General features: G+C 38.9%; 11 protein-coding genes and 1 pseudogene. 8 read left to right on the plus strand and 4 right to left on the minus strand.

Annotated elements, in window-relative coordinates; translation table 11 throughout:
- Window positions 1-148: 148 nt before the first annotated feature.
- A complete protein-coding gene (locus tag AB6T38_RS12735; protein ID WP_372547772.1) occupies window positions 149-1909 on the minus strand; it encodes a glycoside hydrolase 43 family protein in 1761 nt (586 codons plus the stop codon).
- A gap of 856 nt (window positions 1910-2765) precedes the next feature.
- Between AB6T38_RS12735 and AB6T38_RS12740 the strand changes: the two genes are divergently transcribed.
- The 5 genes from AB6T38_RS12740 (at window position 2766) to AB6T38_RS12760 (ending at window position 11009) form a co-directional block, all read left to right on the plus strand.
- Entirely contained in the window at window positions 2766-4166 is a 1401-nt protein-coding gene (locus AB6T38_RS12740; RefSeq protein ID WP_372547672.1) for a sugar porter family MFS transporter, read from the plus strand.
- A gap of 742 nt (window positions 4167-4908) precedes the next feature.
- Complete coding sequence (locus AB6T38_RS12745) at window positions 4909-7131, plus strand: bifunctional rhamnulose-1-phosphate aldolase/short-chain dehydrogenase (protein ID WP_372547673.1); 2223 nt, start codon at window positions 4909-4911, stop codon at window positions 7129-7131.
- Window positions 7132-7171: 40 nt separating this feature from the next.
- The gene (rhaI, locus tag AB6T38_RS12750; protein WP_372547674.1) at window positions 7172-8464 is read left to right on the plus strand and encodes an L-rhamnose catabolism isomerase; all 1293 of its coding nucleotides are present in this window, start codon (window positions 7172-7174) and stop codon (window positions 8462-8464) included.
- Window positions 8465-8606: 142 nt separating this feature from the next.
- Window positions 8607-10268 carry a nucleoside transporter gene (locus AB6T38_RS12755; protein WP_372547675.1) on the plus strand — a complete coding sequence of 554 codons (1662 nt, stop codon included), beginning with the start codon at window positions 8607-8609 and terminating at the stop codon, window positions 10266-10268.
- Window positions 10269-10313: 45 nt separating this feature from the next.
- Window positions 10314-11009 carry a DUF1080 domain-containing protein gene (locus tag AB6T38_RS12760; RefSeq protein WP_372547676.1) on the plus strand — a complete coding sequence of 232 codons (696 nt, stop codon included), beginning with the start codon at window positions 10314-10316 and terminating at the stop codon, window positions 11007-11009.
- A 14-nt stretch (window positions 11010-11023) separates the two neighbouring features.
- Here AB6T38_RS12760 and AB6T38_RS12765 read toward each other — a convergent pair whose 3' ends face one another.
- Window positions 11024-12496 carry a tetratricopeptide repeat protein gene (locus AB6T38_RS12765; protein WP_372547677.1) on the minus strand — a complete coding sequence of 491 codons (1473 nt, stop codon included), beginning with the start codon at window positions 12494-12496 and terminating at the stop codon, window positions 11024-11026.
- Between the two features lie 327 nt (window positions 12497-12823).
- On the opposite strand from AB6T38_RS12765, the gene AB6T38_RS12770 reads away from it, so the two are divergent.
- On the plus strand, window positions 12824-14242 hold the full coding sequence (locus AB6T38_RS12770) for a sulfatase-like hydrolase/transferase (RefSeq protein WP_372547678.1): 1419 nt from the start codon (window positions 12824-12826) through the stop codon (window positions 14240-14242).
- Window positions 14243-14306: 64 nt separating this feature from the next.
- Window positions 14307-15533 carry a glycoside hydrolase family 88 protein gene (locus AB6T38_RS12775; protein ID WP_372547679.1) on the plus strand — a complete coding sequence of 409 codons (1227 nt, stop codon included), beginning with the start codon at window positions 14307-14309 and terminating at the stop codon, window positions 15531-15533.
- 201 nt (window positions 15534-15734) lie between these two features.
- Here AB6T38_RS12775 and AB6T38_RS12780 read toward each other — a convergent pair.
- Window positions 15735-16265: pseudogene (locus AB6T38_RS12780) on the minus strand (substrate binding domain-containing protein); the annotation flags it as partial.
- A 31-nt stretch (window positions 16266-16296) separates the two neighbouring features.
- Here AB6T38_RS12780 and AB6T38_RS12785 point away from each other — a divergent pair.
- Entirely contained in the window at window positions 16297-16710 is a 414-nt protein-coding gene (locus AB6T38_RS12785) for a DUF4437 domain-containing protein (protein ID WP_372547773.1), read from the plus strand.
- A gap of 300 nt (window positions 16711-17010) precedes the next feature.
- Here the strand turns inward: AB6T38_RS12785 and AB6T38_RS12790 are convergent, their stop codons facing one another.
- Complete coding sequence (locus AB6T38_RS12790; protein ID WP_372547680.1) at window positions 17011-20133, minus strand: TonB-dependent receptor; 3123 nt, start codon at window positions 20131-20133, stop codon at window positions 17011-17013.
- Between the last annotated feature and the right edge of the window lie 627 nt (window positions 20134-20760).

The raw sequence follows: 20760 nt of genomic DNA on the forward strand, positions 1-20760 counted from the left end.
GGTTGGTAGTTTGAGTATTTGAACGCACCACTTTATGTGCAGTATAAGTGAAATGTTACGCTCAGTCCTTTTAGTCGGAAATTCTGAGCGTAATTTTGGGGCTTAATATAGATATTTAAGTATGCTGAATAGGGGACAACCCATAAACTTATTTGATTCTGGCCGCCTTCGGACCGTCGTAATCATAAGTAAACCAATCTACGTCAATATAACCCGCATCTTGTTTTTCATTCCATGAGAAGAAACCTAACCGGTCGCCCGTCCATTTACCAAATGCAATGGTGAAAGTTGGTCCAAAAGAAGTAAAATTTTCACCATCAAAGCTGTATTCATATGTTGCCTTGTTAATTGTGTTTGATGTCCTAATAAACAAATCGTTACCTTTTATCTCAGGGCCTTTGGTTTTCTCGCCCATTGGATTCATGTAAAACAAGTGTTTTTTGCCATCAGAATGCATTTCTACGCCCAACAAGTTAAACACTCCTCCGTATCGCACAAACCCCGCTAACTGATGTGGGGCCATACCGGATAAATCGAACTTAGCAACAGCGGTACCAGTTGTAATGCCCATTATGCGTTGGCTTAATGTATTAGAAGCGCGCCAAAAATCTGAATCTGAGCCGTCATTATTCGTCCATTGGTTTATATTAGGCCCATAACCTTTTTCATTTGGAAGGACTTTACTTGCTTTTAAACGTAACCACCCGGGTCTTTCAGTGAGAGACCAATGAGAATTTCTGGGGTTATGATTCCACTCCCATTGAAATCCTAATTTAGAAGATGAAAAATCGTCATCAGAACTTGGGGCGCTGATAGGGTATCCATTGATTGGTTTTTTATATCGTTTTACTGGTTCACCTATTCCATCATTGTCTTCATCGATGCCAATAATTGGCCATCCATCAACCCAAGTAACTGGTTCTAAGTTTTGTGGCCTACCCTGAAAAGGAATATCATCATTTTGAATTAATTGATGCATGTACCACCATGACTCATCAGGTGCTTGAATCAATGCACCTTGACTCGCACTTCTGTTGCCAAACGAGGTACCTTTTTCTAAGACAGTACGCACTTCATAAGGACCATAAATACTTTCTTTAGAGCGTAAAACAATTTGTTTTCTATCGTTTTTAGGGTTTTTTACACCTGGATTGGTTGATTTGTCTCCCATTGTCCATTGCGCTAAAAAGATATACCAAGTTCCATCAATTTTATAGATTTTCGCAGCTTCAGCACCCATGCCAGTATAAACTAATTTACCTTCACCAAGTATTTTTGTGCCGTCCCAGCTCATTTCGTATATACGGTTTTCATTGCCTTCAATTTTATTTTCAGGACTTTTTTGCTTTTCCGCTGTATTAATTATTACATAAGCTTTATGTGTTTCTTCGTCCCAAAAAACAGCTGGGTCATCTAATACCTCAGCTTTTGGAAGCATCATAATTGGTTCGCTCCAGGGACCTTTAATATCTTTTGCTGTGGTGACCATCAAACCATGTTGGTAATCGATTTGATATATATACCAAGTACCTTCGTGGTAGGCTATATCGCCGGCCCAAACACCAAATGAATAGCCGTTCATTCGATCCCAGTTATATTCAGGACCCCAAGATAATCTAGGAAAGCCATGGCCAACATTGGTCCAATTTACCATATCTTTCGATTCTAAAATTGGCATTCCAGGCGACATATGTTGTTTAGAGGTAATCATATAATAGGTATCACCGACTTGCTCTATATCAGAGTCAGGATAATCAGCATTAAGAATAGGATTGATATATGTCCCGTCACCTTGATCTCCCCAACTACCGGTTTTAGCGGGTTCTATTTGCTTTAAAACGTGTGCACTCTCGTTAGTGCTTTGTGAACTACAACTTATGGTTGCAAAGAGCAAACTACTCAAAGCCACCTTTTTTGACCTATTTAACGTTGAAATCATCATTTTTATTTTCCAAGAGAATTAAAACCTTATCAAAATCACATTTACTCAGTGGCAGTACAAATAGACAATGCGGTGAATATAAAGTGATTAGATTCACGTTTAATTTATTATTTCACCAGCGTTCAAGTAATGTGCTTTATTTCGATACCTTAATTTAACAACAGTGAAAAGACTTTAAAACATTGTTAGTTGAATGTAAACATAGTTGGTCATTATAGGTCATATGGTCTATGTTTCCGTATTTTTTGTGCACTAAAATTGATTGTTCATGATTTAAACACATGATATTCATAATGCATTTATGGATAAATAGGCAGAGTGCTGCTAGTAAACGCAATTAAATATCGCTTAACTATGAGCTAATCTAATTTGCTGAAATTTATATGGTATTTTTATTTTACTGTAAATATACCTAAATAAAACAATTAGATAGGTTTTGTTGGAACTGACACTGAAAAGTGTTTCTTTTGAGGCCTAGGTAAACTTTTTACTGTAGTGGTATTAATCATTTCACACAAGATTAACATTCTTGATCTATTTAATAATAAATAATACACTTCGCCTTCAATTTGAGTCAAAATAAGTCATGTGTGCTGAATTGTAACAGCTGAGTTTAAAGAAAGTTTATATTTAAAGATTAAATAGCTAAGCAGGGCATGATTAAACCCTTAAGTTGCGGAGATTGCCATTCGAGTGACGATCAACGTAAGGGGAAAGTAAAATCAAGCTGGACGAAAAAGCAGAGTAATTCCTCTTTAACATAAAAATTTTTTTCAGGCGAATTTGGAACTCAATAAAACTATGGTAAGAAAAGGGAAGTAACTTGACTAACACCAATGAAAACGTACTGCTAATAATTTTGATTAGTTGTGTTGCAACAATCGGAGGCTTTCTTTTTGGCTTCGATAGCGGCGTCATAAATGGCACAGTTGATGGGCTTCAACAAGCCTTCAATTCAGACAGTGCAGGGACTGGCTTCAACGTATCTAGCATGTTAATTGGCTGTGCTATTGGCGCGTTCTCAGCAGGGCGGTTGGCTGACAAGTTTGGTCGACGTCCATTACTTATCCTTTCTGCGATATTTTTTATTATAAGTGCTTGGGGTTCTGGCATTTCAAGTGCGTCATTTGAGTTTATTATTTATCGTATTTTAGGAGGGGTGGCGGTGGGTGCCGCCTCAGTGTTAGCGCCAGCCTATATAAGTGAAATCGCGCCAGCTAGGTTCCGAGGAGCTCTTACAACAGTTCAACAACTTTCGATTATCTTTGGCTTATTTTCAGCATTTGTAAGCAATTATTATCTTGCCAACTTTGCAGGTGCTTCTACAGCTGAGTTTTGGTTAGGATACCAAGCTTGGCGTTGGATGTTTTGGGTGGAGTTAATTCCTGCAAGTCTTTTTTTGATCGCACTAATGTTTATTCCTGAAAGCCCTCGTTATTTAGTTATTAGTAACAGCAATAAGCTCGCCGTTAAAGTACTAGGAAATTTGTATGGTTCACAAAATGTTGCCAGCAAAGTGAAAGAAATCGAGGATTCCTTGGCTAGTGACCACCATAAACCTAAATTATCGGATGTATTCGACAAGACTACACGTAAAATTCGTCCAATTATTTGGGTTGGCATAGGCCTGGCAACGTTTCAGCAGTTGGTTGGTATTAATGTTGTCTTTTACTACGGAGCTGTACTTTGGCAAGCTGCCGGATTTACAGAGTCAGATGCCTTGATGATTAATATTATTAGTGGTGCTGTGAGTATTGCTGCTGTATTTATTACAATATATTTTATTGACAAAATTGGACGCAAGCCACTTTTATTTATTGGATCATTAGGCATGGTTGCCACCTTAGCCACCATGGTATTCGCTTTTGCGAATGCAGGTGTTGATGCTCAAGGACAGTTTTCTTTAGGAAAACAAGGCGTAGTGGCCTTGATTGCTGCAAATGCTTATGTGTTTTTCTTTAATTTGTCATGGGGCCCTGTTATGTGGGTAATGTTAGGTGAAATGTTCCCAAATCAGATCCGTGGTTCAGGTTTAGCTATTGCTGGTTTTGCACAGTGGATTGCAAACTTTTTAATCACTTGGACTTTTCCAATAATTTTGAGTGGAATAGGTCTGGCTGGAGCCTATAGCATCTATACGCTAGGTGCTGTTTTTTCAGTAGTATTTATTTACAAGTTCGTTAGCGAAACAAACGGTAAAGAGTTAGAAGAAATGGAAATGTAAATATACTGCTTAATAATACGTAATTAAGCTACAAAGTTTAACTGACGTATTTCGTCTTTAAACCCAATAATTGTTTGCGAGAGAGTCTTTCGATTCTCCATAAAATCGATCTATTTCGAGGAACTTTTGGCTGGGTCTCTTAGCCAGACACTGTAGCGAGGAAAGCTATATATTTTAGCATTTATTAAAAATAAGATTCTTCTTGTTTATCATCGAAAACATAACCCCAAATTAAATCGATTATTTCACGAGACGTTGCCACTTATTTATACCTTATATCAACAAAGGCGTAAGAACCAAAAGGACAGTCTAAGGAGGCTCACGTTAATTTGATAACGCTGATTCATGAGGTCAATTTAAAATAACTGACATGCAATTAACTAGCTGAATGGCTTTAAATTTTATGATTTCAATCACAACCTGAGACACACTCCATACTCTCCTTAAAATGGCAACATTAAAGCGTTTATAATCAAAATCCATCGTTAATGAGCAATTTGTAAGCTGAATTTTTTAAACTCTACCGTGAATTAAACCGATTGATTTACTGGGTTTTAAAATAGGTGTAGTGAAATGATGTTAAAAATTGATATTTAAATCAATATATTCATGAGGTTAACGAAATTGATAAAGTTGATGCTTTCAATTTTATTTCTTTTTTGAGTGAATATGACTGAATTTGCTTGACTGTGTTTCACAAAGATGTAAAATTATGTTAACAAATTTAACCTAAGTCCGATTAATGCAACTATCACCGGAGTTAAAAGAAAAGATGACAAGCAAACAAAGTAAATTTAAACATGTAAATTATAGTTGGGATGACTCGGTTGCTAGCGGGATGTCACCAATTGAAAGCCTTATTTATCGTTCAAATATTTTAGGGGACGATCAACGTATTACAAATACCGGTGGTGGTAATACATCTGCTAAAGCAATGGAAATAGATCCATTAACAGGTGAAGAAGTAGAAGTTATGTGGGTAAAAGGTTCTGGTGGAGATTTAAGAACATCTAAACCAGAAAATTTTTCTTCTTTATATATGGATAAGTTAATTGCATTACAAGATATTTATAATAATGCTGATGAAGTAGGTGTTAAAACACAAATTGAAGATGATATGGTTGCAATGTATCGCCATGCAACCTTTAATTTAAATCCGCGTGCAACATCTATCGACACTCCATTACATGCCTATATTCCTTATAAACATGTTGACCATATGCACCCTAATTCAGTGATAGCGGTTGCAGCTAGTAAAAACTCGAAAGAATTAACACAGAAAATTTGGGGTGATGAGCTTATTTGGACTGAATGGCAGCGCCCAGGTTTTGATTTAGGATTGCAATTACAATCGATTTGCGAAAAGCATCCTGATGCCAAAGGCGCTATTTTAGCTGGTCATGGTGTAATTAATTGGGCTAATGATAACAAAGAGTGTTATGAACTAAGCTTAGATATTATTGAGAAAGCGGCACGTTATATCGAAGAGCACGATAAAGGAGAGAACACTTTTGGTGGTCAAAAGTACTTAACACTAAGTGCTGAAGAAAGAGATGACGTACTAGCGGAGGTGTTACCTTTCTTGCGTGGTTTAGTATCAGGAGAAGCAAAACTGATTGGTACTGTTCAACATGATGAGAACATTCTACGTTTTATTAATTCAAATGATGCGCCTCGCTTAGCGGACTTAGGTACGTCTTGCCCTGACCATTTCCTAAGAACAAAAATTAAACCTTTATATGTTGCATGGAATCCAAAAACTGACTCTATTGAAACACTGAAAACCATGTTAGCTGATGGGGTTGAGCAATATAAAGCCGATTACAAAGCTTACTATGAAGCGTGTAAACGTGATAACTCACCTGAGGTACGTGCGTCTTCACCTTCAATTTGTTTAATTCCAGGTGTTGGTATGGTTGCTTGGGGTAAAAACAAAAGTGAATCTCGCGTAACGGCTGAATTTTACAATTGTGCTGTAGAAGTCATGCGAGGCTCTGAAGCTATTGATGAGTATGTCGCGCTGCCTCAACAAGAGGCATTTGATATCGAATATTGGTTACTTGAAGAAGCTAAGTTACAGCGTATGCCTAAAGAAGCACCTTTGGCTCGTGACATAGTTGTGGTTATAGGTGCAGGTGATGGCATTGGTAAAGAAACGGCATTCCGCGTAGCCAAAGAAGGTGCTCATGTTGTTTGTGCTGACCTCCGTTTAGATGCTGCACAAAAAACAGCTGATGAACTGGCCGCAATCTATGGTCAAGGTATAGGTGTTGCTGGTTCTGGTATTTCTGGTTGTGGCCCGGCCATTGCTCAAGAAGTGAATATTACTGACCGTGACAGTGTGCAGAAAATGTTTAAGCAAGTAGCCATTGCTTATGGTGGCATAGATAAAGTTATCGTTACTGCTGGTGTCTTTTTAGCACCTGGCCAGTCAGGAATGTCTGATGACCAACAATTTGATGTGAGCTTCGCGGTGAACGTTAAAGGTGGTTATATAGTAGGCACTGAAGCTAATAAACTATGGACTGCTCAAAACTTGAAAGGTGCCTTGGTACTTACTACTAGTGTTAATGCTGCTGTTTCTAAGAAAGGCTCTTTGGCGTATGACACGTCTAAAGCCGCAGCAAATCATTTAGTACGTGAATTGGCTGTAGAGTTATCTCCATTGGTTAATGTGAATGGTTTGGCTCCAGCTACCGTAGTTAAAGGTAGTACAATGTTCCCCCGTGACCGAGTGATTGCGTCTTTGACTAAATATAATGTTGATTTTTCTGAATCGGATTCTGATGATGAATTACGCGACAAATTAGCGATGTTTTACGCACAGCGCACGCTAACTAAACAACCCATTACACCAGCCGATCAAGCTGAAGCGGCTTATTTAATGGTTTCAGGTCAGTTAAGTAAAACAACTGGTCAAATAATAAGTGTGGACGGTGGTTTACACGAAGCTTTCTTACGCTAGATTCGCAGCAAGCTTAGTTAAGAACGAATTAGGAAATATTATGACTCAACGTATCGATAAAGGGCTGATTGCAGAAGAAAATGCAAAATTGGAAGCCAATTTAAATGAAGACTATCAAGCACTAGGTAACAAATTGGCGCGTGATGGTATCAATATTGATGAAGTAACAGCTCAAGCTGAAACGTTCCAAATTGCTGTTCCTTCTTGGGGAACTGGTACCGGTGGAACGCGTTTTGCGCGTTTCCCTGGTGAAGGTGAACCTCGCAATATTTGGGAAAAACTAGAAGATAGTGCTGTCATTAACGACCTATCTCAGTGCACGGAACGTGTGTCTCCGCATTTTCCTTGGGATAAAGTGGATGACTTTTCTGAATTAAAACAAACTTCAGATGCACTAGGTTTGAAATGGGATTCTATAAACTCTAATACCTTCCAAGATCAACCAGGCCAAGAGCATAGCTTTAAATATGGTAGCTTAAGCAATACTAGCCAAGCCTCTCGCGATTTAGCTATTCAGCACAATTTAGATTGTATTGAATATGGAAAAGCTTTGGGTTCTAAAACGTTAACTGTTTGGGTAGGTGATGGTTCTAACCACCCAGGCCAACAGCATTTCCAACATGCTTTTGAGCGTTACTTAGAAAGCATGAAAACAATTTATGCTGGCCTTCCTGCTGATTGGGAATTGCACATTGAACATAAAATGTTTGAACCTGCTTTTTACTCAACAATTATCCAAGATTGGGGTAGTAATATCTTAGCGGCAATGGAATTGGGTCCTCAAGCTAAGTCTTTAGTCGACTTAGGGCACCATGCGCCAAATGTAAATATTGAGATGATAGTGTCGCGTTTGATTCAATTTAAGAAGTTAGGTGGTTTCCACTTTAATGATTCTAAATATGGTGATGACGACTTAGACAGTGGCAGTTTACATCCGTATCAGCAATTTTTGATCTTTAATGAATTGGTTGATGCTGAGTACCGAAATCAAGAAGGTTTTGGTCCAAACTACATGCTGGATCAATCACATAACGTGACAGATCCTATAGAAAGTTTGATGAATTCTGCGGCAAGTGTACAGCGTTCATATGTTTCTGCATTGATTGTTGACCGTTCTAAGTTAACAGAATATCAAACAGCTAACGATGCATTGATGTGCAGTAACACTTTGAAGAAAGCCTTTACTACTGATGTATCGCCAATTTTAGAAATGGCACGTTTACGTAAGGGGGGGGCGATTGACCCTATCGCTGTGTACCGAAAATCTGGTTATCGTGCACAAGCGGGTGTAGAACGTCCTAATAGTGGTGGTAACGGTTCTGGAATCGTCTAGGTAACAGAATAGTATACGCTACAAGTTAAGCAGCAACGAAACACAGGTTTCATTGCTGCTTTTAAATATTACAAGAATAAAAAATATTGATGTCGATTATTTTGTTCTCCGAATAACAAATTGTCGATATTTCGGAGGTAAGATGTCGACAGCTGAAGAATTTGAAACTAAACCGGTTACCCCAAAACAATTGCAAGGCCCTAAAACATTTGCAGCAAGCTATGCTGGGGAGCATGTTGCAGGTACTGAGTTTGTCATTGGTGCATTATTTGTAGCATGGGGGGTTGGTGCCGCCGACGTATTAGTAGGCTTATTATTTGGTAACTTGCTGGCGGTGTTAACATGGGGGCTTATAACTGCGCCTATTGCAACAGATACGCGCTTAACTTTGTATGCTTACCTTGAAAAAATTGCCGGCCCAGGCACTATCAAATTATATAGCGTGGTTAATGGTATTTTGTTCTGTGTACTAGCTGGGGCAATGATTACTGTGTCGGCCTCAGCGGTAAGAATACTGTTTGGTATTGAAGATCAAGTTGGATACTTCCCGACAGACATGCGTTTCGTACTAGTTGTACTAGGTGTTGGAGCGGTAGTGGTTTATATGGCAGTGAAAGGCTTTAAAAAGTTAGCTGCTTTTGCTGAAGTCTGCGCGCCTTGGATGATCCTAATGTTCTTTGTTGGGGCATTAGTGATGATGCCAACAACGGTGGCTGCTACAGCTGGCGTTGAGGGTATTAATAGTTTCAATGATTTCTTAACTGTAGCCGGTGAATCTATTTGGCAGGACACCGACGGTGAAGTGGGAATTTGGCATGTTATCGCATTTGCTTGGGTAGCTAATTTAGCTATGCACGGTAGTCTTGGCGATATGACATTATTACGCTTCGCGAAAAGTCCTAAATATGGTTATTTCTCTGCATTAGGTATGTTTATTGGTCATTATATGGCCTGGGTATGCGCGGGTATTATGGGAGCGGGGGCTGCCATAATTCTAAAGACGAGTATTGCCGCGATTGATCCTGGTTCGGTCGCTTATACTGCATTGGGTGCATCAGGTATTTTAGCGGTAATTATTGCAGGATGGACAACTTCCAACCCAACTATCTATCGTGCTGGATTAGCTTTTAGTTCTCTAAACCATACTTGGGGGCGCACCAAAGTTACTATCGTTGTGGGAATCATTACAACGATTATTGCTTGTTCACCATTTGTATTTTCGGGTTTGTTGGGGTTTGTAGGGTACATGGGACTTTTACTCGCTCCTGTTGGTGCCATTATCGTGGCTGAGCATTGGATATTTCCTAAGATTGGCTTAACACGCTACTGGTCTTCGTATAAAGGCAATACCACAAACATAGCTGCTTTTGTAACGTGGATTGTGTCAATGATTGCAGGTATTGCTGTAGAACAAGCTGGCTTATTGCACTTATTCTTTATTTTAGTGCCAATGTGGATATTCTCGACTTTGATGTATATTGTTTTAGCGTCTTTAATGGGGGCAAAAGATACCTATCCACAAGCAATTGTAGCTGAAAAAGTAGAAATAGAGCGAAAGGCTGCAGAGGCTCAATTCCTCTCTTCGCCACAAACACAACAAGTCGCTTCAGATAAAAAAGACCCCATCAACTCGAAGGTTGCAAAATATATTTCCTGGACTGCATTATTGGCTTGTTTGTATATGGGAGTAATGTCGTATGTAAATCAAGATATCGAAACAATTACTACCTGGTTAATTGTGCCGACACTAATATATTTTGTGACAGCAACTTATGCTTACTTAGCCAAAGATAGCGACGAATAGATCGCATAACGATGGCAGTTAATAAACGTTCTCGTTGGAGTTAAAATGAAAAATTTGCTTATTCTTGGGGCAATAACGTTTGTATTAGTGAGTTGTACTAATTTGGGTAAACCTCAGCCTCAGAGTTTGTTGGATCCTGAACTATCTCAATTTACTAATATATACGATTACGGTAGCGCCCGTATGGTAGGCGAAATGTTAGAACTGACTTCAACGGCTAACTGGTTTTACACTACTAAAAAAACATACAAAGACTTTATTCTAGAGGGCGAAATTTTAATGCCTGATGTCAAAGAGTATAGTAACTCTGGCTTCATGTTTCGTGGCCGCGCTAAACCAAAGGGCAATGGCTTCGAAGCTGAAGGATTACAGGCTGAGGTTGATCCAAGTGCACGTAAATGGAGTGGGGGAATATTCCATCAAGCCGGTCGAAAATGGTTGCATCCATTTCACCCAACTCGGTCTGAACTTGATGAAGATTTTAAACACAACTATTTACCCGAATGGACTGAAAACATGGCCAATGCTTATAAACATTTAAAGTGGAATAAGTATAGAATAGAGGCCATCGGAAGTGATATTAAAGTGTTCGTAAATGGTGTGCTGACTTCGCACATCACCGATACTAAATACTCAGAGGGGTTCATAGGATTACAGCATCACGGCAGTAAAAAATTAGTCCAAAGCGGGAAAACAGACAATCTAGTGTATTTTCGTAATATTATGATAACAGAGTTGTAAACTGCTTTACTCTGTTAATTGTCTTCAACAATATATACACTGCCTTGTGTGAGCCGAGTTAATAAATCTTGCCATTCGGTTACGTCCCAGTTGGCATTTGAACCCATAAATATAGCCTTTTCCAAATTGCTTACTACTTGAGTGAAATCGCGCTTTTCTCGGTTTTTATGGGACAAGGCCAATAGATAGTAAAACTCTGGGTTAGTGCGTTGCTCGGCCTCGATTTTGGTCAATAAGTTTATTGCGCCATTGACGTCATGGAGCGAATTATCTTTAGCCGTTAATTTTAGCTCAGCGGCCTTTAACGCTGCTGCCATATGGTCTTTTTCAACCGCAGATTCAAACCAGAATAAAGCTTTCTTTTCGTCGTATTCTACCCATGGACTAGTTGTAAGTAGTTTACCTAATCTATATTCAGCACGAGCTAACCCGTAAGTACTGGCAACACCTATCCATTTAATCGCATCTGGTATATTGGTTTGTTCTCTTAGTAACAGATAACCATATTCAAACATAGCGCCAGGATGACCTTGTTTAGCTAAAGATAACAAACGTTTTGTTACTTCACCCTGTTCTTGCTCGAGCCAAGGAAAGTTTTGAAGAGTCATTGCGAATAGATATTGGTCATTCAAACTTTTTCCATTTTTAAGCTTTTTATAGCGACGATATATACTGGAATATAAGGCTTCATCTTTCTCAATTAAAGTGAATTTATTGTATACCGCAGCTCCCATAGAAACACGATGTACAAATTCAACGGGTTGCGATTGAAAAGACGGTTTTAGTGTGGGAAATAATGAATATTCGTTTATCAGAGACTGGGAACTCCCCACTTTTTGCACATCCATAATGTTACGCTTTGAACCATCAGCGGCTACATCATGATCAACAATCAAATAAGGTTTTTTAGGTGTCGACATTGGTGCATAAAAATCGTCTGATTCGTCACCTCCAAATTCATCTGTAAATTGACCTTCGCCATTTTCTTCAAACGCTTCCTCATAGTCATCAGCAAAGTATTGAGTATCTAAGTGGTCTTGTCCCTCAAAAGTAATTTTACTATCAATAGTCTCTTTTTTAATAATTGGAAAGTACGTTTGTTTAATAATTTCTTTTTTGTTTGAATTAGAGCTATTGTTTAATACTTTTTCAATTGTTTTTCTTTGTTCGTCATCTAATGTAGACAGCATATTCGTCAAAGCTGTTTTGGCATTCTGTAAGCCATAATCTGCAGCCATTGAAATGTAAATCAAAGCACTTAGCGGGTCTTTTTCAACGCCTAAGCCCTTTTGGTACATAATGCCCAGTTGATAGAAGGCATGTGGGTTACCAATTTTAGTGGCCTCTAAATAACCTCGTTTGGCGAGCGTATATTCTGCGTTCGTATAATGTTTATCGGCCTTGAAAATGTCCGCAGCCATAATCGTCGATGGCGTCAAAAGGTAAGTGATTGAAATGGACAGTAAATATTTATTCAAGTTTTTCATAACTACGAATCTGAGTTGAAGTGATTTGATATGATTATATATGAATAATTTGACGGTGGGTATTATTTACTTTTTATTTACATTGGTCAGACTTTGTTTTTATGGTTCGTAGGGAATACTACTGTCTTGGTTCATAATTAACGTAAATTCCATCAGTGGGTATCTTTGCTGTCATATATAGTCAAATAAAATCACAATAGGTCTTTTTGTCGAAGGTATAATCAGGTAATATACCTTCGAATTGTTATCAAGTTGTACTTTAAATGTACTTTATTGTTATGAGTAATGGCTGTCATTATTATTGCTGGACTAAAATTGGAAATAAAAATGAGAATTAAAAATGCACGTCGTAAAATGATGGGGGCGTTAACTTGCGTACTACTATGTGTAGGCGCAATATCTACGAGTTATGCTGCCGATAAACCGAATATTATTTTTATCCTAACTGACGACCTAGGATTTAATCAAATTGGCGCTTATGGCAATACCCCAATTAAAACGCCTAATTTAGATAAAATGGCCAATAACGGTATTCGTTTTGATCAAGCATATGCTGGTAATACTGTTTGTTCTCCTTCTCGGGTTTCTTTATTTACCGGGCGAGATGGTCGTTATATGAGTAATAATTCTAATACTGTAGAATTGACACATATGGATATCACCCTTGCACATATCCTTAAATATGCCGATTACGATACTGCGTTGTTTGGCAAATATTCCATAGGTCAACAAATGGGAGTAACAGATCCTTTAGCTATGGGGTTTGATACTTGGTACGGTTTGTATTCTATTTTAGAAGGGCATAGACAATATCCACAGATAATGTGGCGCGATGGTAAGAAAATTCGTATAACCGAAAACGAAGGCGGTCGCAAAGGTGCCTATGCTCAAGAGTTGTTTACAGAAGAAGCGATTGATTACATCAAGCAAGAGCGAGAAAATCCATTCTTTGTTATGCTTACATTTTCATCTCCCCACGCTGAATTAGCCGTGCCTGAAAAATTCAGTAAACAGTATGAGTTTGCAGAAAAGCCCTATACTGGCATGAAAGGCGGCGTTCCCGCAGACAAGTATGCAGCTTACTATCCAGAGCCGGTGGATAAACCTAATGCTACTTTAGCCGGAATGGTTACGGCTCTAGATGAATACGTTGGTCGGATAACGGCAGTATTAGAAGAAGCAGGTGAATTAGAGAATACCTTAATTATATTTACATCTGACAATGGTCCTCACGATGAAGGTGGAGCTGATCCTGAGTTTCTTAAGGCCGCGGCACCTTATAAAGGTCAAAAGCGCGACTTATATGATGGTGGAATTCACGTACCAATGTTAGTTCAATGGCCGGCTAAAATTAAAAAAGGAAGAGTCGATCAAACTCCTTGGTTGTTTGCAGATGTTTTGCCCACCTTAGCGGATATTGCTGACGTTAATTTGAATATTGTTCCACGGGTTCGCACTAATGGCGTGTCCATTGCTGGATTGTTAAATGATTCTCCAGAAAAGATGGAAGAACGTATATTGTATTGGGAGTTTGCTAAACAAGTCGGAGATCCTAATTCAGGCGTTATTGGTGATACCTTCCAAGCTGCCCGCAAAGGCAATTGGAAAGCAGTTCGTTATACAGTCGAAGGCGAGATGCAGTTATTTGACATCATTCAAGACCCAGATGAGTCAAATAATTTAGCTGCCCAATACCCTAAAATCACCAAAGAATTTTTTGAACTATTTGAAAAATACAAAGATTGATTTGAGTCGTTTTCTTTAGTCGCCTCCTTTGTATTAACACTTTACATTTTTATAAGGTTTCAGCATGTCAACTCGATTAAATAAGGTTTTTCTTTCGATATCTGCTTCTTTAGCATTGACCGTGAGTGCTACGAGTTATTCACTGGCCAACACAAACACTACTAATGTGGAATGGCCGCAAAACAACGTGGCTTTTTGCAATGCCGCCTTAGATAGGGCTGAAGAACAACTTGATGATTTTAGAAAAGCCTATACTGACCCCAAAAAGATCCCCGCATCCTTTAGTGAAGGGGAAGTGAAGTATACAAATCCAATGGGCTGGACTAGTGGTTTTGTCGCTGGAAACTTTTGGTATATATACGAACATAACAAAGATGCTAGCTGGTTAAAAACTGCTAAAACCTGGACCGATGCCTTAGAAAAAATGCAATTCAACCGAAAAACCCATGATATTGGTTTCATCATGAACAATAGCTTTGGTAACGGCTTGCGATTAGTGGGCGATAAAGCTTACGAACCTGTTTTAGTTAGTTCAGCTAAAACCTTAATGGAGCGTTTTAACTCAACTATCGGGGCGACCTACTCATGGAGTTTTGGGGCATGGGAATTTCCAGTGATCATCGATAACATGATGAACTTGGAGTTACTATTCAATGCCTCGTTATTGAGTGGCGATAAAACCTATTATGACGCTGCTGTTAGTCACGCGACAGTAACTATGAAGCACCACTTTAGACCAGATTACAGTTCATATCATTTGGTCGACTATAGCCGAGATACCGGCCTACCTGTAGGCAAACAAACATTCCAAGGTATAGCTGATGACTCATCATGGTCAAGAGGACAAGCGTGGGGCGCGTATGGTTACACTATGGTTTATCGTTATACGAAGGATGAAAAATTCTTACAGCATGCACAGAATATCGTCAATTATGTGTTAACGCACAAAAATATGCCTGAGGACTTAGTACCTTATTTTGATTACGATGCGCCGGATGATCCATCTATTATTAACTATCGAGACTCTTCAGCGGCTTCTCTATTAGCCAGTGCTTTATTGGAATTATCGAATTACGTAGAAAAAAATGAAGCTCAACGTTATCAAAAGGCTGCAGTCAAAATGTTGCGTAGTTTAGCTTCACCTGCATACTTGGCAAGTGAAGGTGAAAATGGCCACTTTCTGCTGAAACAAGCTACGGGTCACTACCCAAGAGGTTTGGATTTAGACGCTTCTCTAAATTATGGTGATTACTATTATTTAGAGGCGCTAACTCGCTGTAAGTCCTTGTAATTTATATTTTGTTAACCTGTTTTAGTGCTCAATATAGCATCGTGATGTCAATTGTCATCACGATGCTTACCGCTTATAGAACAACCTTCGTTAATATCTGCTGATCAGGGATAGGGGGACATTACTATTGGGTGGTGTTGAGCGATTTTCGAATGTTCAAGTTGTCTGTATTTTTATCCTCCTCGATTTCAATCGAGATACTTATTGAAGATCTTCCTTTTTTAAAATGCCTTTATCAATTAACTGAGTAAATATTGTATGACATTTTTTTCTAAGGTGCTCTCTTAGCAATCTCACCGCTGGTGTTATGGTTTGTCGACTCGGGCAAATAAGCCATAGTTCAAAGGGTTTTGGCGCGAAATTAGTTAACACCGATACAATTTTTTCGTTTAGTAAATAATGTGACATATCTAAGCTAGATTTCACCGCTAGCCCTTTGCCAGCAACACACCAACGTCTTACTAATTCAGCATCATTAGAGCTGCGATTACTTTGCATTTTTACTTTGATGGGTTTTCCATGTTCGGCAAATTCCCATACATCGTGAATAATGTCATGTAGTTGATACAAAAGACCATTATGAGATATCAAGTCATTAGGGTGCTTTAGTTTGGGATTGTTTTTTAAATATTGTTCGGTTGCACAAAGCACACGAGGTACGTTACATATTTTAAAGCCGTAAAGGTTTGCATCGTTAGGTGTACCATAGCGTATTGCGATATCAACGGGATCTTATTGGGCTCAGCCTGCTGGAGAAGACCATATTACTGCTGCAAATGGTGAAACCAATCTTATCTACTTAGAAATTGATTCTGGCCCATACCTTGTTAAGCCATCCAATGAAAAATTTGATAATGGTGAGCGCCCTATAAACCTTCATAGAAACAATATTGTCTGGATGGAACACAAGGATTTAAACTTCATTGAAGCTAAAGGTGTAAAGGCTTATTTTGTTTGGGGTGAACCTTCTAAATTATCAGGTTCGATGGTTAAGATACCCGCAGAGTTCAAAGGCACGATACATACTGAAGCGAGCGAATTTAAATCGGTTATTATTGCAGGGCAAGTTAATTACAACAGCAAAGAGCAAAAAGCAGTATCGCTGGAACCAGGCAGCTACATTCAGTCATCTGGAAAAACATTCACTTCATTGAGAATAAAAGCAATGAAGAAATAATCATCTACATACGAACAAATGGCAATTATAGAATATATTAAGGTATAACAAGCTTTCTTGTTAATGTGCACAGGGAAAGTGAACAGCTGCTTTTAGCACTTGAAGGCCTGCATTATTAGCTATTATGCAGTTGCCAATGGCTCATATATGAAGAAGGTCTGCAATTTACACAACGTAGTCTGTCAGAATTGGTTAGCCTCTGCGTTTTCTAAACATAAAAAAGCCCAAGAAAGAAATGAAAACCTCTCTTGGGCCTGTGTTTATAGAGACTTACCAGCCTCTAATTTTCCAAACAAGAAATTAGAAAGAGTAGTTCACACTTAACTCGTATACTTTTCCAGTGTAATCTACACGAGCAACAGCTTTATCATTAAATCCCCAATGTTCTACACGTTGTTCGTCGGTTAGGTTGTAACCACGCAGGAACACTTTGAGATCACTGTTAAATTTGTAAGCTGCCACAGCATCTAAGCGACCAGATGCTTTTTGTACACGCGGCAATAAACCTAAGTAGGTGTTAGTTGCTTTTAGTAGCGAATCATCCTTCCAGTTATAGGCTACACGCAGTGAAAATCCATCGTTTTCATAGTAACCAATAATATTGAATGATTCTGGAGCCACTTTATATAAACGATTGATATCGCTATTTACGTCGTCATCAGAATCTTGGTCGATATAAGTGTAGTTAAATACACCACCAAATCCATTCCATGGGTAAGGTAAGAAGTCTAACTTTTGCTGAATTGCAAATTCAACACCAGTTAATTGAATTTCTGCTGGTGTATTCATTCTTTGATTAACTGTTACGTCACGATTTACCAATTCACCATCGAGAGTAAGAGTCTGTTCGTTTTGAGTACAGGTGAAATTACCATTACCTGCATCGTTACGTGTAATATCACTTCCTAAAATATCGGTGATAAGCGGGTCACCTTCGGGGCAGACTTGAACAGCGTTGCCAAAGAAGTTAGATATATTCTTTTTGAACAAGCCGACAGAGATGGCACTTCCCTCACGGTTGTACCATTCTACCGATAGGTCATAGTTGTCCGCATCATATGGTTCAACCAGAGCACTAGGTAAGGTAATTGTTGCAGTAGTTTCGTTACTTCGTAAATCGGTTGATGGTGTCATTATACGCAAGTTTGGACGCACAATACCTTGAGAGTAAGCCGCACGTATTACTACATCTTCGTGTACTTCAAAGCTAACATTCGCTGAAGGTAAGAAATGATCATAGTCGTGCTCAACTGTTGTAGGTAAAAGAATATCACCTAACTCGTTGTTTCTATCGCGAACCTGTCCATCAAAGGTATTTTCAGTTCTAATATAACGCGCTCCAATATTACCTGTATAAGGAACGGAGCCTAATTCACCAGAAAAGTTAGTCATTGCGTACAACGCAATTATATTTTGGTCAGCAGAAAAGTTAGTTGCATAACGTTGAGGATGAGGACCGATAAATCTCTCATAAAAACCTGAAGGATCAGCAATAATCGCTCCATCAATTGGCGCTAAACCGTCTTGAAGGTCAGCTGCAAAGGCTGCATTATCTACCGTTAACCAACCGCCTTCGGTACCAAATGCGCCAGGGTAATGACCGTTGAAATAGCTCGATTGACCGCCAGATAGCAAAGGGTTGCCAACGAGAGTATCCTGAGCAATATTGGCAACATTTGCGCCAGCTGCCGTTAATTGTTGATCTCGATTCTCTAATACTTCTTTAGTGAAACGAGTACCAAACTTAATACTGTCAAAACGTAACGTATCGCCAAAACCAAAGTCGGTATATCGTAAGGCATTAAACTCGCCGCTAGAGTATTCGCGTTTAGGTTCATCAATACGACCCGTTAAACAAAACGCAATCTTGCGATTATCATTAGTCTCATTTCGATTGGAAATACAATTTGAAGCTAGGTTGTCAGTCGGAACCCAACCTCCACCCCAGTTAATACTTTCCCAACCTGTACCTGCTGTCATAGCATTAGCCATGTCACCACCAGCGGTATCAATCGTAACATCAATGCCAGTGGGCACAACGTCACCGAGTTCACCATTTACACGTTGTGTTGGACTGTGGTGACCTTGGATCCTAAAATCTAGACCTATATTCATAAATTGGTTAGTTGATTCAGAGTGACTAATTACACCATCAAACTTCCAATCTTCAACCAAATAATCACCATAAAGCATCAAGCCTTTCGTTTCTTCTAAAAAGGTTGTTTCACGGTTGGTAATTTGCCAACTACCATCTGTAATATGAACTTTAGAAACACCGTATACGTCATTGCCTGCGCCATTAACGTCATAAATAAATGGTGCGGTATCCATATCGGGTTCGATTTTATGGAACATATCATTATTATTAGCGTTTCTAGCATTCATACCAGAAAAGTATCCGCCATCTTGCTTAGTCCCACTATCGAGGTTACGTTTAGTATATAGGAGGTGAGCACCTAACTTCAGATAATCAACGGGCTTCCATTCGATATTGCCATGGAAAGAAAGACGATCCCCATCGCTAAATTCGGATACATTTCTTGATTCCGCTACGCCACGAACTTCAGCGTCATCAGGAATTCCCCATTTTTCTTTATAGGCGTCTATTGTATCTGAGTTAGTACCACGAGTACCACCACGAGGATGTTCTAAACCAAGTGTCTCGTAGTTAATAAAGTTGGCAGTATCGCGACGGAAAGTTTGTCCAGAGCCCGCGAATTTAAAAGCTACTGCCAATTTGTCTTCAATAATATGTTTCGTCCCCGATATTTTAAATGAAGGATCCCATTTACTAGTTAGTTCTTCGTAACGGCCACCGACACTTACGGAATATTTGCCGTCTGGTTTGGATAAGGCTTGTTGTAGTTGCTTATCGACGATACCTGCAATTCCTCCAGCTTGCATGTCGGCTGTTGGTGTTTTAACAACGGTTACGCCATCAAAAATACCGGCTTCGAATGCAGAAAATGGATTTGCTGCGCCTTCTGCACTGAAACTGCGACTTGGTGTCGCGAAGCTTTGGCCGAATGCAGTGGTTTTAACAAAACCGCCACTTAAACCACGCAAGCTAATTTCAGATTGACGCCCTTCACCTGATCGTTCTAATTGGATTCCTGGTATCGCCTGTAGCGCTTCACCTAAATCCAATGCCGGTAGAGCATCTATATCAGTTGCAGATATTGCATCGACAATAGATGGCGCTTCGCGTTTAACATTGAGTGCGTTTTCCAAAGAGGCGCGTACGCCAGAAACTTCAATTACCTCAAGATTTTCCTCTTGTGGCCCATTACTATTTAAAGCGTCATTAACTTGTTGTGCTATAACGGTTGGCGAACTAACCGCCATTAATACTGCCGCAGATCCAGCTATTAAGAATCTGTTTTTCAAATTACTTGTAGCGGTTTGTGGATTGGTGTGTCCCATGTGTTTTTCCTCAGCTTTCGGAGTTTATTATTTCAGATAGTCGCAAACTTCATCATTTTGAAATCAAACGTAAATGAATTGTAAAGAAGAATAACAGATTAAAAAATACAATTGAAGCACTTTAGGTCATATCAGGTCTTTTTATAATCATAAAAAATCAGCTTAAAATATAAGTGGTTGATATTTAATGATAAAAAGTGCGCGTGAAAAAGTTAAAAAATAACAATTTTTTAACTAAAATTAAAAATAATATTAAAGATATAGCTTTTTACAAAAATAATTGGGGGATTGTGTTAATAAAAATTGAAAATGTTTATCTGCGAAGTTGTAGATAGAAAACGCCGTTAATATATAATACTAGCTGCAAAAGCGGTTCCATCATACTTCATCACTAGTTCTAACTTAGCAAGTAATGGTAAATGGCGACACATGCCCTGATAAATACTAATTGATATACTATTGACCCTAACCAAATTCTAGCAATATTTTGTTAACTCATTTCGGAAACCTAAGTCATGATTAATTCGCACAGAATAGGTTGGTATTGCACTTATAGCAGTGGTCGCGGGCGGTTTTGGTATCATTGATTCAGAGACATAAGTAAATATTGTTTACTTTTGTGCGTAT

Source organism: Aliiglaciecola sp. SL4 (assembly GCF_041538045.1).
Lineage (GTDB): Bacteria > Pseudomonadota > Gammaproteobacteria > Enterobacterales > Alteromonadaceae > Aliiglaciecola.

Bases quoted from the DNA above. Each gene is read 5' to 3' on its own strand.
- AB6T38_RS12745 (WP_372547673.1), top strand. From the start codon at position 4,909: ATGCAACTATCACCGGAGTTAAAAGAAAAGATGACAAGCAAACAAAGT.
- rhaI (WP_372547674.1), top strand. From the start codon at position 7,172: ATGACTCAACGTATCGATAAAGGGCTGATTGCAGAAGAAAATGCAAAA.
- AB6T38_RS12755 (WP_372547675.1), top strand. From the start codon at position 8,607: ATGTCGACAGCTGAAGAATTTGAAACTAAACCGGTTACCCCAAAACAA.
- AB6T38_RS12760 (WP_372547676.1), top strand. From the start codon at position 10,314: ATGAAAAATTTGCTTATTCTTGGGGCAATAACGTTTGTATTAGTGAGT.
- AB6T38_RS12765 (WP_372547677.1), bottom strand. From the start codon at position 12,496: ATGAAAAACTTGAATAAATATTTACTGTCCATTTCAATCACTTACCTT.
- AB6T38_RS12770 (WP_372547678.1), top strand. From the start codon at position 12,824: ATGAGAATTAAAAATGCACGTCGTAAAATGATGGGGGCGTTAACTTGC.
- AB6T38_RS12775 (WP_372547679.1), top strand. From the start codon at position 14,307: ATGTCAACTCGATTAAATAAGGTTTTTCTTTCGATATCTGCTTCTTTA.
- AB6T38_RS12790 (WP_372547680.1), bottom strand. From the start codon at position 20,133: ATGGGACACACCAATCCACAAACCGCTACAAGTAATTTGAAAAACAGA.